Source organism: Saccharicrinis aurantiacus, from assembly GCF_001660705.2.
GTDB lineage: Bacteria > Bacteroidota > Bacteroidia > Bacteroidales > Marinilabiliaceae > Saccharicrinis > Saccharicrinis aurantiacus.
This window is the reverse complement of the sequence record NZ_LYBV02000002.1, coordinates 18,782-37,682: the sequence shown is the minus strand read 5'-3', so window position 1 is coordinate 37,682 and position 18,901 is coordinate 18,782. Positions and strand designations below refer to the sequence as shown.

At 35.5% G+C, this 18,901-nt stretch carries 11 protein-coding genes; 3 read left to right on the top strand and 8 right to left on the bottom strand.

What is annotated here, in order from left to right; translation table 11 throughout:
* Positions 1-69: 69 nt before the first annotated feature.
* Genes A8B35_RS01520 through A8B35_RS01510 form a run of 3 tightly spaced genes read right to left on the bottom strand, consistent with a single transcriptional unit; the run spans position 70 to position 6,101 of the window.
* Positions 70-1,578 (bottom strand): arylsulfatase, encoded by a 1,509-nt coding sequence (locus tag A8B35_RS01520; protein ID WP_068471683.1) that lies wholly within the window; start codon positions 1,576-1,578, stop codon positions 70-72.
* 20 nt (positions 1,579-1,598) lie between these two features.
* Positions 1,599-4,625 (bottom strand): glycoside hydrolase family 2 TIM barrel-domain containing protein, encoded by a 3,027-nt coding sequence (locus tag A8B35_RS01515; protein ID WP_068471541.1) that lies wholly within the window; start codon positions 4,623-4,625, stop codon positions 1,599-1,601.
* A 33-nt stretch (positions 4,626-4,658) separates the two neighbouring features.
* Entirely contained in the window at positions 4,659-6,101 is a 1,443-nt protein-coding gene (locus A8B35_RS01510) for an arylsulfatase (protein ID WP_068471540.1), read from the bottom strand.
* A 257-nt stretch (positions 6,102-6,358) separates the two neighbouring features.
* Between A8B35_RS01510 and A8B35_RS01505 the strand changes: the two genes are divergently transcribed.
* From A8B35_RS01505 to A8B35_RS01495, 3 genes are all read left to right on the top strand, one after another.
* Entirely contained in the window at positions 6,359-7,519 is a 1,161-nt protein-coding gene (locus tag A8B35_RS01505; RefSeq protein ID WP_068471539.1) for a helix-turn-helix domain-containing protein, read from the top strand.
* A gap of 321 nt (positions 7,520-7,840) precedes the next feature.
* Positions 7,841-8,704, top strand: a complete 864-nt coding sequence (locus A8B35_RS01500; RefSeq protein WP_068471538.1) for a hypothetical protein — start codon at positions 7,841-7,843, stop codon at positions 8,702-8,704.
* Between the two features lie 328 nt (positions 8,705-9,032).
* Positions 9,033-9,656: a hypothetical protein gene (locus tag A8B35_RS01495; protein ID WP_068471537.1), complete on the top strand. Its 624-nt coding sequence runs from the start codon at positions 9,033-9,035 to the stop codon at positions 9,654-9,656.
* Between the two features lie 57 nt (positions 9,657-9,713).
* On the opposite strand, the gene A8B35_RS01490 is transcribed toward A8B35_RS01495, so the two are convergent.
* The 5 genes from A8B35_RS01490 to A8B35_RS01470 form a co-directional block, all read right to left on the bottom strand.
* Positions 9,714-10,229: a hypothetical protein gene (locus A8B35_RS01490; RefSeq protein ID WP_068471536.1), complete on the bottom strand. Its 516-nt coding sequence runs from the start codon at positions 10,227-10,229 to the stop codon at positions 9,714-9,716.
* 119 nt (positions 10,230-10,348) lie between these two features.
* Entirely contained in the window at positions 10,349-12,004 is a 1,656-nt protein-coding gene (locus tag A8B35_RS01485) for a hypothetical protein (RefSeq protein ID WP_068471535.1), read from the bottom strand.
* A gap of 8 nt (positions 12,005-12,012) precedes the next feature.
* On the bottom strand, positions 12,013-13,785 hold the full coding sequence (locus A8B35_RS01480) for a RagB/SusD family nutrient uptake outer membrane protein (protein WP_068471534.1): 1,773 nt from the start codon (positions 13,783-13,785) through the stop codon (positions 12,013-12,015).
* A gap of 18 nt (positions 13,786-13,803) precedes the next feature.
* Positions 13,804-16,896: a SusC/RagA family TonB-linked outer membrane protein gene (locus tag A8B35_RS01475; protein ID WP_068471533.1), complete on the bottom strand. Its 3,093-nt coding sequence runs from the start codon at positions 16,894-16,896 to the stop codon at positions 13,804-13,806.
* 145 nt (positions 16,897-17,041) lie between these two features.
* Positions 17,042-18,865, bottom strand: a complete 1,824-nt coding sequence (locus A8B35_RS01470) for a right-handed parallel beta-helix repeat-containing protein (RefSeq protein ID WP_222844080.1) — start codon at positions 18,863-18,865, stop codon at positions 17,042-17,044.
* Positions 18,866-18,901 lie beyond the last annotated feature (36 nt).

Genomic DNA, 18,901 nt, shown 5'->3' with positions numbered 1-18,901 from the left:
GGATACATACAAAAAGGGCACCCTATTGGATGCCCTTAAAATCAGTGTTTAATACAAAAAAACAGACTATTAATTATTATTTATGCGAGCCACTTCAAATGGAAATAATTCAGAATGCATATGTTCTTTCATAATAATTTCTTTTAAATGTTTTACCACATCAGGATGATTGGCTGCTACGTTGTTTGTTTCGCCTAAATCGGTAGATAAATCATATAATTCGAAGGTTGGATTCTTAGCCTTCTCTACTTTATATACTACACCTTTCCAATTATTCCAACGCGCTGCAACTCTTCCGCCTGCAACATTCAATTCCCAATACATATGATCGTGCTTTTTTTGCTGATCTGTATTACCTAATAATGTTGGTAAAAATGAAATTCCATCTCCTTCAGCTTCTAGCTCAATACCAGCAGCATCAGCTAATGTTGGCATTACATCCCAAAAGGCAGAAATATGATCGGATACAGAGCCTGCAGGTATTTTTGCAGGCCAACGTGTAATAAATGCTGTACGAATGCCTCCTTCATATAAATCGCGTTTCACGCCACGTAGCGGGCCATAACTATTGAAGAATGCTGGTACAGCGCCCCCTTCGGTATGCGGGCCATTATCGCTCGCAAACATGATGATTGTATTATCGTCAATACCCAAATTCTCAAGTTGCTCCATAATCTGTCCCATATAGGCATCCATGCGATATACCATTGATGCATAGGTTGCCAAAGGCTGTTCTTGCGAACAATATTTCCAGTATGCCTCTGCTTTTCCTGGTCCATAATCCATTGTGTAATTCGGATTTGTACTCAGGTCGTAAGGAACTTCATCATCGGCATACTTACCATCAAACATCGCCCAAATAGAATCTTTAGGAGATATTAATTCAGCATGTGGTAAAGTGCAGGCCACGTAAGCAAAAAATGGTTTATCCTTATTTTCTTTGATAAAGTTTAATGCGCCATTTTGCATAACATCAGCAGCATAGGTTTTCTTTTGTGTCCAATCGTTACCTTCGAGCATCAATTTTTCATCATTATGCCAAAGGTAAGGTGGATAAAATGAATGTGCCATACGCTGACAGTTAGCTCCTAAAAATTCATCAAACCCCTGGTTTAAAGGATCGCCTTCACTTCCTGGTACTCCTAATCCCCATTTACCAAAACAACCCGTTGTGTAACCTGCTGATTTTAAAACTTCAGCAATGGTTATATTTTCTGCGGTAAGAGGAGCTTGCCCTTCTATGGCATCACCGGCTTCATTATGCAACTCTTTATTTCCTCTAATGTAGGTATGTCCGGTGTGCTGCCCTGTTAATAATGATGAGCGCGATGGAGCACAAACTGCAGTACCACAATAATGCTGCGTAAATTTAATTCCTTCAGCAGCTAACTGATCTAAATTGGGGGTTTCAAACTTTGTTTGACCATAGCAACCTAAATCGCCATAACCCATATCATCAACTAAAAAGTATATGATATTTGGTTTCTGTTCTACTTTCTTTTGAGTAGGTTTAGATACGCATGATGCAAACAGACCTAAACCCATTAAGATTGCTGCACTCCATTTTATTTTCTTCATATAACTATTCATTATCGGATTTATTCTACTACTAATTCATCAATACAAAGTCCGTCGTCTTCTAATGCTTTCAAACGAATGGTGTTGGCACCACTTTGCATTTGTACATTTACTTGATATACCTCCCAAGCTTTTTTGTAGATTTTAGTGGCTGGTAATTCTATTGTTTGCACCTGCTCATTCACCTTTAATTCTACTTTGTAGGTATCTCTAATTTTATCAGAAGCGCTGTAACGTATTTTAAGTTTGAATTCTCCGTGGCTTCCATCATTCTCCTGATACCACTCAACCCAACTTCCTTTGTTACGTGTAAAGTACAAATAACCTTTTCCGTTATATCCTTTACCTGCGGTATCGAGAGTTGCCATATAATAAGTTGCATCCTCAGCTTGATCGCCACCCGGGTTTTGGGCCGATGCCACTGAATCCCAAACAAAACCTTCATCCATAGCAAATCGTTCTTCTAAAATTTCTAAGGCTTCGCCATTTACTATTATTAAGGCTTTAACTGTGGTTCCTAAAGCTACCTCAAAAGGCGATGTATAAGCTTGTGATTTCTTGCTTGGAGTACTTCCATCGGTAGTATAAAAAATCTCCACGTAAGTGGATGGCTTTTTACCTCGCAAGTTGATAAGTTGTGTATCGATACTCACCATATTTGAACTTACTTGCTTTTTTTCTCCTAATATTGATGCTGCAAATAAAGCAACATCTCCATCGCCAACAGACTCAATATATGCGCGTGTTAAACCAAAGAAGGCGATGCGATTAGTCGCTTCAAAATGCTTTTCTACATCTATCGGACTTCCGTTATCTAAAGCTCTAATTTTACCAGGTCCTAATACTTTAAAGTAAGTTCTATTTTCTCCGTATGGATAAAACTCACCATTAGCATCGGTGGTTGTAACTCGCACCTGAACCATATCATCACCTAATTTAGACATAGGTTCTCCATCAATGGATAAACTTATTTTTGACGGAGCATTTGCCGTATGAATCATTTTATTGGCAACCAACTTACCACCTTTATATGCGAATACTTTTAGTTCTCCGGGAGTATAAGGAACCATATACTGACATTGCATTTCGTCCCAATTTAGGCCTGGTTTCATCTTTCCTAATGACTGACCATTTAAAAACAGTTCTACTTCATCGCAATTGGAGTATATCCAAACAGGAATTTCAGTGCCCTCTTTTACCGTTGGGTGCGTCCAATGTGGAAGAATATGCACCATTGGTTTTGTAGTCCACTGACTTTGGTACAAATAGTACAAATCCTTTTCAAAATTCGCCATATCAATAGCTCCACCCATGAATGATTTGAAAGGCCACCCCCCATGCACATAACTTGCCTCGCCAATGTAATCATGACCAGTCCAACGAAACGAACCTGCATAATTTGGAATATCTCGCAACTGCTGCATATTTTGGCGAGAGTTTAATCGCACCATTGCATTATCATAGCTCGAATTAAAAATCTGCTTAAAGTTCTTTTTACCCGCAGCATTAGTCCAATCGTAAGTAAACACTTCTTCTTCCGTTAAATCGGGATACCAATATGGTTTTTGACGTTTATTAGGATAACCATCTCGATACCATGTTCGTGTACGGTAATAACCACGAACCTGCCAAGTATGGGTATTTTCTGTTCCGATGAAAACACGGTCGCGTTCCATTTCTTCAAACCAGCCCATTTTTTCACTGTGCCCATTTACACCTAACACATCCATATATTCAGAGCTGGAATGTCCGGAAGTCACAGGTCGTGTATCATCATATTTATGACATTGCGCAACTAAATCGGCACCAACCTCGCCACGTGTTTCGTTACCCACACTATAAATAACAATACTTGGATGATTACGGTCGCGAATAATCCAATCAGTTACATCACGCTCCCACCACTCATCGAATGAATGTGCTCCATAATCGTTGGCAGCTTTTTTCATCCAACCATCAAAAATCTCATCCATCACTAGCATGCCCATTTCATCGCACATATCGTAAAACTGTGGTGTTTGTGGATTATGTGCTGTACGGATGGTATTTACGCCCATATCCTTCAGCTGCTGAATACGAAAACGTAATATCTTATCTGGAACAGCAGCTCCTAAAGCTCCTGCATCTTGATGATTACAAATTCCTTGCATTTTAATATTTACACCATCAATCCACATTCCCGTTTCTGGAATCCATTCGATATCTCTAAACCCAAAACGAGTTTCGTTAACATCAACAACTTCCTTATTAATAATTAATTTACTAACGGCAGTATATAAATTTGGGGTTTCAATTGACCAGCGCTGGGTTTCATTCAACTCAATTACCTGAGCAATTCTTGTACTATTTTGCGAACTTGCTTTTCCATTTTCTGATAAACGAGCCACTTCCTCACCGGCAGGGTTAAGAATTACAGTGCTGAGTTTTACTTTAGAATCTTTAGCTAAAGTATTCTTAATCTCGGTATCAATACTTAATGTGTTTTTATTGGTGCGCACATAAGTACCATTATTGGGGATATAAACTGTATTGTGAACATCAATCCATGTATTTGCATAAATACCACTTCCAGTATACCAGCGTGCTGATGGCTGCTTATCATTGTCAACTCTTACGGCAAATGTAATGGTGTTTCCCGTTTCTACTTCAGGCGAGATATCATAGGCAAAGGAAATCCATCCGTAAGGACGAAAACCTAGTTTACGACCATTAGCCCACACCTCACTATTCATAAATACACCATCAAAGGCAATTTCTACATGTTTACCTTTCCACGAATTAGGAACTGTAATGGTTTTACGATACCAGCCAATTCCAGCAGGTAAATAACCGCATTGTCCTCCCATTGGCGCATCCTCACTATACTCCCCTTCAATACTCCAATCGTGTGGAACATTTAGTATGCGCCAATCCGCATCATTAAAACTCACAACATCAGCACCAGTTTGGTCGCCTAATTTAAATTTCCAATCGGAATTAAAGCTAACACGTTGCGCTTGAACAGACCACACCATTAGCATGGCCATGAATACTATTTTATATCTCATTCTTAAACTTATATCTAAAATCCCCCTCAATAATTAATCTATAATTTGCATTGGATAAACCTCACTTGGCGTATGTTCCTTTTTCATTATACTGCGCATTTTAGCAGCAATTTCAGGATACTGATTTACTACATTGTTCTCCTCAGCAATATCAACATCCAAATTGTAAAGCTCTAGTTTACCCGGCTTCTTTTTATTGGCTATATCATAGATTACAGCCTTCCATTTTCCCATGCGAACTGCTTGGCGACCAGATTTCACAGAAAACTCCCAGTACAAATATTCATGTTCTTTTTGTTTTCCTTTACCAGTTAAAGTGGGTAAAAACGAAATACCATCAATTTGACTATCCACTGTTACACCAGCAATCTCAGCACAGGTTGGTAAGAAATCCCAAAAAGCAGAAATATGATCTGAAGTTGAACCTGGCTTAATCTTATTGGGCCATCGTACCAAAAATGGAGTACGAACTCCACCTTCATATAAATCGCGTTTAATACCTTTATACGGACCATTACTGTTAAAGTACTCAGGATCTGCACCACCTGCATCGTGCGGGCCATTATCACTGGCAAACATGATGATTGTATTATCGGCTATGCCAAGTTCCTCAACTTTAGCCATTATCTGACCAACATAAACATCTAAACGATAAATCATTGAGGCAAACACTGCTCTTGGATACTCTTGAGAACAGTATTTATGCACTACAATATCAGGACCGTAATCTGATAAGTAATTGTGTTTTACGTAAGGTTTGTCTTCTGGATATTTACCTAAGAATTTTTGCAATATAGAATCATTAGGCACTAATAATTCTGCGTGAGGTTGAATTAAAGGAACGTAAGCATAAAACGGGTTATCCTTATTATCTTCAATAAACTTTAATGTCTCTTCCTGGATTACATCAGGAGCATAAGTCACTGTGTTTGTCCAATCATTACCTGGCATCATAACTTTTTCATCATTTCGCCATAAATAAGGTGGATAATAACGATGTGCCATTCGTTGACAGTTATAACCAAAAAACAAATCGAAACCTTGGTTTATGGCGTCACCTTCTGAGCCAATAAAACCCAAACCCCACTTACCAAATGCTCCTGTGGTGTAACCTGCTTTTTTTAATACATCGGCAACAGTAACAGTCGATGCAGGCATCGGATACTGGCCTTCTTGCCCCACCAACTCTTTATTGTTTCGTATTGGTGTATGACCGGTATGTTGCCCTGTCATTAAAGTTGATCGCGAAGGTGCACAAACTGCAGAACCGGTATAATGCTCTGTAAAACTCATTCCTTGGGCTGCTAACTTATCAAGATTAGGCGTAGTAAATTTCTCTTGTCCATTACAACTCAAATCTCCAAAGCCCATATCATCTGCCAAAATGTAAATAATATTAGGCTTGTTCGGTTTCTTTTTTGCTGTTGCATTTACTACAATTAGTAACGCGAATACAAATACAATAATGTGTTTCATATGTTTATTAATGGTTTATCTTTTATGATTCAATCAAATATAGCTATAGACAATTTAAGATGGAGCTGTTTAACCCGTTAAAAACGGTCAGTTAACGAGTTCTAATTATTACATATGAGGCACTTAACAAGAAGCCTTATAAAATGTACCCTTACGAGATATGAGTGTATCTATTAGTGTAATTAATCGGTCATTTTTACTCAAATATTCGTAAGAAAAGTAAATCTGATTATATTTGGAACATCAAATACTTGCACATGAATTTCTCAGAAGACCAGATTAAAAATATTAACGATGCACTTGCTCAACTAAAACAAAGTTCGATATTCGGAAACTCTGAAAGAAACTATCGCATTCTTAGCTTTTTAGTCGATTCATATTTAAAACAAGTGCATGTAAAAGAGTCAATTCTTGAGATTGAATTATTTGGCGATAAGGATAACTCAATATCCTACGATGGAAAAGTACGTGTGTACATGTATAACTTAAGAAAGAAGCTTGAGGAATACTATAGAACCGATGGCGCTAAAGCCAAGATAAAATTTATTGTAAAAAAGGGGCAATACAACCTCTCTATAGAGGAACAAAATACCAATGAAAAATCAAATTCGGCAAAAAACACGAAATTGCCTTACTATATTATTATAGCGTTAGCAATAGCCCTAATTGCTTTAATATACCCTAAGACAGAAAAATATTTTGAAGAAACATATTGTTGGACTCCATTCTTTGATAAAGAAGCCACATCGTGTTGTGTTGGCGATCATTTTATGGTGATTGGAAAAACTCCCAATGGAAAACGCTCAACTCAATATTTAAATGAGGTAAACTCAAACAAGGACTTTGATAACTTATTAAAAAGTGATAATCCGGATAGAGAAGGCTTAACGAAAGCCCCTTTTAGCTTTGTTACCAAAATGGGACCTGTTTCCACAGCTCGATTATCGCAATGGTTTACCAACCATAACAAAAAACTATCGGTGGTAATGGAATCAGAAATATCGCCAGATATTATTACCCGAAATAATGTGGTTTATATTGGTCCGTTCAGAACAATGGATTTTTTTAGCACGATGTTTTTAAACAATTCTAAAGTTTTTAGTTACGATGGAAAAGACATCATTCTAAAAAAAACAGGATCAAAAATTAGAAACATGCACGTAAAGAACTCTCGCGAAGATCATGTGATGGTATCATTTAATAAAATGGGTAACTCAGGACTAGATATCATCTATTTTGCGGGGAATAATGATATTGGTGTTATGGCAGCAGTTAAAAACTTCACCAATAAAGCATGGCTAAAAAGTTTTTACAAAGAACTACCTAATACGAAAACGTATTTTAATGCACTATTTAAAGTTGATGGTATTGGAAGAACCGAATTAAGTTGCGAATTAATAGAAATTGAATTATTGTAAGCAAATCTATTTACCGATAGAATAAAAAAGGATGTCTATATCCTAATTTATGCACTGAAATAATTAATAGTTGTACTCTTAACACTTAATATGTTTAATAAAATAACTAACCTAACCAACCACAATACACCCTAAAACACAATACAAGTAGAATCTTTACGAAGCATGTAGAGATAAACCCCTCACCAATAATCTAACATAAACACTACTTGTTCTTTAAAAATTTATAAGTTAACTTGCGTATAAACGTGTAAAACCTTAACCCCTTTCATAAGTTTTACCGCCCAATAGAAGTATATTTTTAATCAAAACCATTAAACTATGAATGATTTAATCATGGTTGAAGAACCCTACAACATTCTAAAAAATGTTATATTCAGTCCAAACGAAACAGTAAGTGCTAAAGTACAAAATGAATATTCACTTGAACTCGAAGCTGGTTCAATGGGATGTTCTGAGTTTGGAAGACATATTGCCATATTAGGCTCCATGGCAGTAGCAAAGAGCTTTGGACACAAAGAAAAATACTACTATTTAGCAACGCACGCTAATTTAAAACGTAAATCCAATTGCACTAACTACTCTAAATTCTTTCACCTAAAGGCCAAAACATTAATTACAATAAAAAGAACTGCTCGGATTTATGGTGAGATTAGAGATGATGAAAATGAATTGTTATTTGCCGGAACTGTAGAATATCAAGCAATTAGTCAGCCTGTATTTTCTAAGTTATATTCAAAACATAAAGTAGGTGATAAAAAACACGTACTTGCTAGTCCTTATATTAATAGAAAACAACTTACTAATATTAATATAAAAGATGAAAATATTATAGGAACCTATGGTAAAGTTGAACCCAGCGACTGCGAGGGTCATTTTAAGGATTTCCCAGCATTACCCGTTGCTATTATTGGCGGTTTATTTGGAGAGTTATGTATGCCATTATTCAAATACCATAATCCTCACCTAACTAAAATACTATGTAAGGAGGTAATTATTAATGCATATCGACTTGCATTTTCGGGTGAACATATAACATTGGAAGGGAGAATTGATAAGCGACTCCCGAATGATTCTGTAAAGCTTATTGCATATGCCAAAGTAGGCGATGAAATAATTGCTGATGCACATTTTGAATTACAAGCAGTATATAGCCCTGAACTTGTTGAAATGGCAACATTCTAATAAAGATATAGGTTAAAAACAAAATGGCTTTAATAATTCGTTTATTAGAGCCATTATTATATTAATCAACTCTTTATATAAAAGTAATAGAGGGTTCTACATTGCTTTTCTCATAGTTACAATAAAAATATCTTCTTCCAACAGATATATCAATGCCATTCATAATACCACAAGATCTATTAATCTAATAATCAAACACTAATTAGTAAAGTAAAACTTGTGCAACTATCTTTATACTTAGAATATGTGTTCTTATTGTGTTAAAATTTATACCATACTCTTTAAATAATAATTGATATTTCATTTTAAGCATCCATAAATCCTAGTTATGAAGACTCAAAAAATAATTGGTTTGTTTTTCTCTTTTTTACTTTGCTTCTCTTTTATAGCATGTGAAATTGAAGACCCACATGTTTGTTCTGAGAAGCTATCAGGGTACTTTGAAGTAAATGATTTAGAAAACTACCCCGCATTATTATACAAGATTGACGGCAACAAAGAAAACTATATAAAAAGAACGGCTATTAAATATGCCGATATTGACAATTTTAGAATAATAGGTCAGTTTAAAACTTCAAACTATGGAATAATTAGTTCTGATTGTATTGTGGAACATGGAGGCCTTGGCTGTGAGGAATTAACAAGTAGAATAACTATAACTGATATAGCCACTAACATATCTATAATAGGAAAGTCATTATTAAGCGAAGTATATACTTCCTCATCTATAAAGGATAGTGTTTCTTTCGATGTTTATTATCCGGAGGATAACGAAAAGTATATTTCTAATGAACTTATAAGTAACTTAAATCATGAATATTATAGAATGATGCTTCCTAATTATATCATTCAAATTAGATATGGATTAGTAAGAAAAGAATATGAATACGAATTAAAATATCAATTCGCATCTACTGAATATATTGATACCATAAGGTTTAAAATTGAATAATAAAAGAGGCACCCTATAATTAGGATGCCTCCACTATAATAATTTCGAGTGAACTAATTAATTGTAAATTTCTTCAGAGCTTATTACTGCTGCTGCTTTAAATTCTATCTCCTCGGCAGGAACAACTATACTATCCACCCTTGTATAGGATGGCCAATATTCTGTTATTGAGACTGAATCAAGAACTTCATTATCGGCGTTAAATACAGAATAAATACTATAGTCTTTATCTACTTCCAAGCGTATTGTTTCTTCTAAACTTACACCTTCAATTTCGTAAACATAAATATGACTCACACTATCTTTTACTGAAAATTGAATACTATACAAATCATTTGATTGATCAAGGTAGTTAAGCATTTCAAATGGCGCTGCTGTTACCTCATTTTGATATTGTATCAACAAAGGTTTGGTTTTATAAACCTGTAATTCGTAAGGAGCATTATCTCCATCAATATCAACTACTTTATATACCGGAACTTTAGTAATCTCTGATTCAGGCCAGATATCCGACTCACAACTAGCTAATACTAAAGCCACAATGGCTAAACTTAATATTAATATTTTCTTCATCTTTTCTGTTTTGATTTTTTGGTAATTAATGAAACCTCTTGCTTAAACAAAAAGGCAATTGATTTCAAATTGACGTATTCGCAATACCTCCAGCATGCGCCGGAGGTAATTACATTACCCTATTCTCTAACCGTAAGTGGATATAACCTTACATCATCAATATACATTGTAATATCTCCTGGATTAGTACCTTCAAAAACTCTGAAGTTAAAGCTATTTCTCACTCCTTCTAAATTAATCACATTTTCAATTAATACCCATTCACCTGTTGAGTAAGTATCTAAAGGTATACCTATTTGCTGCCAAGCCTCATTATCCCAAATTGTTTTCAACTCCACATTAGCAATATCTGAACCATCCTCTATAAAGGCATAAAAACTAAAAAGATACTGCCCTTCTGGCACACTTAAACCTGAACGTTCTGCTCGAGCATAGATATTGCTACCAGCTGTATGCTCAAATTTTAATGAAGCATTACTTCCTAAGTATCCCTTATCTTCTGACCTTGCGAAACCTGGCCAGAACCACCATTTATCGGCTCCACCATCTTGAGCTGTTGAAGGAATTTCAAAACCCCATGCATCATCTAAAAACAAACTTGGCTTTTGATACGTAATAGCCTGTTGTGCAGTAAATGCAGATAACACACGTTGATCAATAGATACTATATTACCTCCTGCATAGGCTACGCTAACTTCATCGTTATTATAAATTGGCGATTGTAGCTTTAAGTCAATTATTGTTGCATCCGAGGTATTTATTGTTGCCGAAACCACATCAATTGTTTCATCAAAACCTGTACCTGTGTTTTTAACAGTCACCGTAAAGTTTGACTCTTCATTAATGAGTTCTGTAACTTCACCTGTAACCTTAAAGCTCACTATTCCATCAATATTTTCAGTAATATCACCTGAAATTACAAAAGGCTCATTTGAAGCGGATACGTTAATCCACAATGGAATATCAAAACGTTTATAAGCTGTTGGTTGTGGATAAGCACGACTATAATCAACAAAACCTTTACTTCTTCCTAAACTATAAAATGAAACCACTGCGGCAGAATCTTCTATTGCAGATGGATTCCCTGAACCAAACACCCAGTTTCTTTTAGAAGGACGCCCTACTGTAGTAAAATCTATTAACTCTAAAGATTGACCTGCCTCTAATTCTACTTGCTTCCAATTAGCGGTATCATTAATATCAACCAAATCCTCTTCTGTAATTTTTAAAATAGTATCTGTTTTAAAAACTACAGCGTATTTAGCCTTAAACTCTCCATAAACATCCACAACAAAGGTTGTGTCAAATACATGTGCACCATCTTTCTCTACAGAGTGAACCGGAACAATAACATTATTCCCCTCTTCATCTCTTACCGTATATTGATATTTAACTGGCTCGCTAAATGTGTTGTGTAAACGTATTTTATTTAAACCTGCATTCTTAAAGAGAACATTAACCGTTGCATCACTCGTGCTTAATCCTTTCTCTTTATTGATAAAGTAATCTAAGGTATCTCCTTGCTCAAAACCATTATCTAAAAAATGATTTCCTTCTTCAATACTCCACTCGTGAGATAAGGTACCTTGAGATAAATCCATAAAGGCAACAAACTCATCAATATTCACATGCCATGTATTACCTGGCTCAAAACTTTGTGCCCACGACACATCTGAAAAACTATTTGGCGCTTCATATTCATCTGTGCATGCTGTTAAAACAAGCAAACCCAGAATAGTTGCCAATAAACTATATTTATAAATTTTTCGCATCATAACTTATCTTATTTAGAAATATCTGGATTCTTATTTATTTCGCCTTGAGGAATTGGAAACCAATCGTGAATAGTAGCATTAAAATTTAAGGCCGGGTTTTTATATTCATAATCAATTATTTTATAATCTCCTGATGGCTTATAATCAACTACTAAGGCGTATTCTTTTATAGCCTCCACCTCATTATCATCGTCATCTAATTTTGTATACTCATAATTAATAGCATAGTATACTTTATTAGCTAAATCCTTGAAACGTTCTCCTGTTTCATTCCATCTACGCAAATCTATCCATCTTGATTGATTTCCCTCAAAATACATTTCTAAAGGTTTTTCGTGATGCATTAAACGCTCCATAAGTGTTTCTTGATCATAGCTTACTTCATCATACGAATGTGAAGCATCGCCATTAGATGGACCCAAAAGCATTAAGCCCCATCTTGCTCTAACTTTATTAATTAAAGCAATTGAATTACTTACACCACCTTCTAACAATCTGCATTCAGCTTGCATCAGAATTACCTCTGAAAGGCGCATTACAACCACATTTTTTCCACTTCTCCAGGCATTCAAATTTTCACCTTCAGCTCCTGTTTCTCCAGCTTCTCTGGTATCGTGATTTTTGTATTTTTTATTACCTCCAAATCCCCATCCATTCCAGGCATACAAACCGTTTTCTGTGGCGTTATCTGTAATATAATATGGCGTTTGCTCATCGTTAACAACAGTTACACTAGCCGAACAACGAAGCGGAACATTTCTTAACCTTCTAGTTCCCTCAGTATCTGTATAATAATTACGATCATCTTTTGCATCCATTTTTTCGTTACTAAAAGCATGCAGTAACCAAACTGGTGGTAGTGAGTATCCGTTTGTCATTTGTGCCAAACGATTGTGTAAACTCTGTTCATCCCATTGACCTAACTCAGGACGATGTGCCAAAGAATAAACAATTTCAAAAATAGATTCTGAATTAAACTCCCCTGTAGCAGTCCACATGTCTTTGGGTTCTGCCAATTGGTAACCGTAATCATTTATTACTTCGTCAAATACCGGAATAGCATTTACGTAATCTCCTTCATATAAATAACTCATTCCTAATGCAGTTGCTGCTGCCCCTGGAGTAGCCCTACCCAATGAGGCAGACCCTTCATAATCTTCTAATGTTAGTAGATTTTCTTTGGCAAATTTTAAATCTTCTCTTACAAAGGCAAGAACTTCGCTTGCAGGAGACAAGCCTTTAGCTATTTCGGTATAATCTTTTGCTACCTTATCACGCAGTACTATAGATCCCCCGTTATAGCTATTGTATAACCAAAAATGCAAAATACCTCTTATAAAACGTGCTTGAGCCATTTGACTATGCCACTCCTTTTCGTTACCTCCAAAGTCACTCTCTAAACCTTGTAAACCCAGAATTACTTGGTTTGCTCTAAATATTCCTTTATAAGAAGCATTCCACTTATCTTCGACATATTGAGTACTGTTATTATAAGTTTGATTATACCAAGCCAAATCAATATCTCGAGGGTTTGCTACCGGGCGTCCATAACCTGGCCATCCAAAATCTGCACGAGCGGCCTCTTCAACCAAGCCCAATACATTGTGATCCATAAAAACAGAGTATGCCCCAATTAAGGTAGAACCCGTTTCATTTAAATTTCTCCAATAATTATCTGAAGATTGCTCATTGGGATTTACTTCTGTTAAATAATCAGTGCAAGAAGTAAACACTCCTAATGTAAGAGCTAATACTAAGAATTTATATTTTATACCTTTCATTTCTTCTTGTTTTGTTATTTAAAAATTAAGGTTTATACCCATCATATACATTGCTGTAACAGGATAATTTCCTTTATCCAAACCTCTTGAAGATAATCCACCTCCAACTTCAGGATCATAACCTGTATACTTTGTAAATGTTAGAGGATTTTGTGCGGTTAGATAAATACGACATTTTCCTAAACCAATTTTATCCAATGTGTTTGCAGAAAAGCTATACCCAAGAGTAACTTGCTTTAGTCTAAGGTATGATCCATCTTCTAACCATAGGTCTGTGTAACCTTTATAGTTTGGATGCTCTTTAATATCTCCTCTATAAGCAGGAATAGTTGATGTTGGGTTGGCCTCAGACCATTGGTATAACAAATCTTTATGACGGCCATATCCAAATGCCATGGCATTTGCTCCATTCATAATTTCATGCCCCAAAGCAGAATACCACTGCATAGAAAAATCGAAGCCTTTATAGTCGAGGTTTACATTTAAGTTAATGGTGTGCTGTGGTAAACCACTTCCTGAGTATACCCTATCCTCCTCTGAAATTTGTCCATCATTGTTTTGGTCGATATATTTTAAATCGCCCATACGCGCAGTAGGTACTAACTTCTGATAGTTGGCTAATTTTTCAGGAGTATCAAGAATACCGTCAGTACGATACAAATAAAAAGCCCCTGCCTCATATCCTTCGGCCAAAACTGTAATTTGCGAATGATCTTTAGCTCCATTTACTAAACCCCAATCATCCATATATAAAACTCCAGTTAATCCTGTAAGCTTTGTTACCTCATTTTGGTTATATGCGTAGGTAGAATTTATACCCCAACCCAATTTTCCAACTTTATCTCTATAACCCAATGAGAACTCCAATCCGCTATTGGTCATATTACCAAGATTTAATGTTACACTTTCGTTTCCAACCCCTGCTGAACCTGGAGCTTGCACGGGAAACAATAGAGATTCGTGCTGTGTATTGTAATATTCAGCCGTAAAGGTTATTCTATTATTTTTGAATGCTAAATCTAAACCTAAGTTATACTCTATTTTGGTTTCCCATCCAACGTACTCGTTGGCATAAGAAGTTTGCGCGCTACCTAAACCTAACACATCACTACCTTCAGCACCAAAGGCATAATCTAAACCTTGAGTAATGCCAGCTGCGAATGTGTAATTAGGAATATTTTGGTTTCCAACAGTACCTCTACTCACTCTTAATTTGGCACTATTAATTGTGCCTGCTATTCCTTGCCAGAAGTCTTCTTGAGAAATATTCCAACCCGCAGAAATGGAAGGAAAATAACCCCACTTCTGTTTCTTAAATTTACTTGATCCATCATATCTTCCGCTAACATTAAGAAGGTATTTTTCATCGTAATTATACATTATACGACCTAAGGTACCAATACGCTTTATTGCACCATCTGAAGCAGCAGGCCATTCGGAACCTGTATCCGGATTTAAAGTTGTTCCGTTAAGTACTTTTATAGAATTATCAATAACACCATATTTGCGTCCATAAAAACCTTCTACACTAGACTCTTCAATGGTAAATACACCCATGGCATTAATACTATGTTTGCCAAACCATTTTTTATATGTTAGCATAGTTTCTGAAGTAATTTTTTCATTTGCTCCAGAAATTTGAGTGACAGAACTACTTAAAGGATCACTTAGTAGATTCCCTTGTAAATCATAAACTTCTTGGTAAGGGTGAAATTGCTTACGATTGTTATTACCGAAATTGTAGGCAAAACGTGTATTAATATCTAAACCTTCTAAAAGATTAAAGTTAATATTGAAGTTAGTAAATGCAGAGTTAGCAGTTTGATTATCCTCATTATTAAAACTTTGAATTACCCAATTTGCCTGATTTATTAAACCATTCTCTACTTCTAAGGGCTCATTACTACCTGGTTCATAATCCATCATTGTAGGATTATAAATAATAGCTTGTGTTAATAAACCTCCAGATGCAAAAGCTGTTTTTTCAGTTTTCAAACCCACATTTGCTTGTATTCTCCAACGTCCGTTTTTATAGGTAGTGTTAGCTCTTGTGGTAAATCTATCAAAATCAGAATTTATTAAACTACCTTTCTTTCCGTAATAACCAGCAACTACACTATAGGTAATATCCTTAGTTCCTCCAGAAATGTTTACTGAATAATCTTGTACCGGAGCATTATCTACAAAAACATGTTTACTTAAATCAGTATTGTTTTGAAATGCGTAAGGTTGTTTCTGAATAGAGATAGAAGCTTGATCATCAGTTGCACCTTCTAAATTACGCAGCATCACCTTATCAAAATAAGTTTGCTCTACGGCATCCATCAGATATGTATTTGAGCGAATATTTTGAATACCATAACTTGCATTAACATTGATCTTTAAGGATCCTGCCTGACCTCCTTTTGTGGTGACTAAAATAACACCGCCTGCTCCACGAGTACCATAAATAGCACATGAGGCTGCATCTTTAAGGATATCTAGACTTGCAATTTCGTTTGGGTTAATACCCGGATCACCCTCTTGTGGAACTCCATCAACTACCCAAAGTGGACCAGACTCTCCGTTAATTGAACTGATACCTCTAATTAAAATTTCAGATTGTGCTCCTGGAGCACCAGAACTGGCGGTAACATTTACCCCAGCAACTTGACCTTGTAAGGCAGTACCTAAATCTGATGTAATTACACGTGAAAGATCTTCTGCTTTTACATGCGCTACTGCACCGGTAATTTCTTTCTTTTTAACAGAACCATAACCAATAGCCACTACTTCATCAAGCCCAATACTTTCTGATTCCATAGCAACATTTATTTGAGAACTTGTTACATTCTGTTCGTAAATTTTCATTCCTACAAAACTATAAACTAGCACATCTCCAGTTTTAGCTTTTATAGAATAAGCCCCATCTATATTGGTAATTGTTCCGTTTTGTGTGCCTTTTACCACAATGCTTACACCGGGTATAGGTAAACCATCAGCTTCGTCAGTTACAACACCGGTTACTAATAAATTTTGTGCAGAAACATTTGTATTAAAACACAGCAGCATAATAACTATACCATAGAAGCTACATAATAACTGTCGTTTCTTTTTTATTGTTTTTTTCATTTGATTTATTTTTTGTACATATCAGAAGTGAATATGAACTATATCACTTCACTCAATTCCCTCAATTCCTGTTAATAGTATCCCAGAATTAAGGAGACAAGGCTTGTTTCTTAAATGCATCTTTTTTCATACTTTATTTTTTAGTTTACTTGAATTTTATAGGGGAGGATTGCTTATCTGTTTCTAATATATTATCAGCTGTTCCTCTGTACTCATTCTCCTCAAAAACAATGTTTTTTGAAGTTTTAATTCTAATAGCTGGATTTTGCGGGTTGATTTTTGGCCAAGTACCTGATGTGCTAATTTTATTTCCTGAAAACTTAAATCCATCTGTATTAGAAATATCTAAAATGAGATTATCAAAAGTGTTGAATGTGTTATTACTAATTTCAATATTCTTAAATGCAATGTTCTGATTGTCATCATCGGTAACGAAGGAAATTACTGCTTGATCATATCCACTAAAAGAGCAATCTTTAAACTCATTATTACGGATAGTTAAATCGGTCGCACTTCCTGACTCATACCAATGTCCGCTTTCTACAGGAACTAAAATAGCCGACATCTCAGTACTAAAAATATTGTTCTCTATAACTGCCTTTTTAGGGGTCGAAATCAGTAAACCTCGGGCTCTATTATTTGTTATCACACAATTTTGAACTAGTAATTCGGGGTAGCCTTGTAGATTTTCAATTAAATCACCAGCCTTAATTTGTTTGGGCAGCTTTTCGTTAAACGTTATAATCTGATAGCGTTTATTTAGTTGTTCCAACTTTTTAACGGTAAGTTTTTTATATGGAAAAAAAGATTCGCTAAGACGAACTAAACCAATTGTATCTTGAGCTTGGGCGATAACAAAACCTAGTTGCTGGAAGTGACCCATTCGCACTCCTAAAGTGTAATCGTCTAGCACATCAACCACTTTTTGGTAAGTTCCATGTATGTTTGAGGCATCATCTAACTGGTTTTGGAAGGTACAATTCTTCAAAATAACTTTTCCACTACACCCTACAAAGTGCGTTGCATCTGCGGTAGTTGAAACCATACGACCATTTGAAGGAGTAACGTTAAAATTATCCAAACACAAATTATGACTGTTCTCGGCGATTAAACCCATTCCTCCTGCATGATGTACAGTAACGTTTAATGCATTAAAGTTTTTGGTATGTGTTACTCTAAAAGCCGGTGCAATTCTGTTTTTCCCATGTTCTCCCTTGCAAGCGAATATCATACCTACATTAGGCATTAATTTTCCATGATTATGAATGCGAACTAAACCCGGTTTAAGAGGCTCAACCTCCAAACAATATTCAAACAACTTGTGGTGATAAATAGGATCTCTAGGATCAATCTCATATTTATGCTTAATTAAATTCGTTCCGTTTTCATAAGCCGTTCGTTTAAATGCCCACAATGGCGTATAAGCCTCCGTATTATATGCAATAGCACTTCTCTCTGGATTATATAATATCCCCTCACCTACTGTATGCTCATAGCCATCTTTAATAAATACCAATTGCTTGTCTCGAATTACGTAAGGGAAATTTTCTGAAATTTTTAAGTCGAAGGTTTTGTTTTTCTCATTTCGCGCAACTACTAAGCCTTCGCTATGAAATGGTACTTCCCAATCTACGGTAACATTTTTAATCATTACCTCTTCACTTTCCTCTACTAAAAAAGGAATCATTCGCCCATGAAAAATGAATGTTGCATTATTAGCATCTACAGTTAAATTATTGGCATTTTTTAATGGAAATGCGGTTCGAACCAAAACATCGTCGTGATTTGACATGTAAACAAATTGCTCTAAAGCTTTATCTGAATAAAAATGATAAATCCCTTTTTCAAATTTTATCTCAGATATATTTTCTATTCCATTATCTAGTATAAATTTTAATACTGCTGGTGTAGCATCATCAGCAATTTTGTTAGTAAAAGTGATTGTTTTTCGTTTGCCAGAATTGCTCACGCATGATGTGATACAAATGAAAAAACATAAATACAC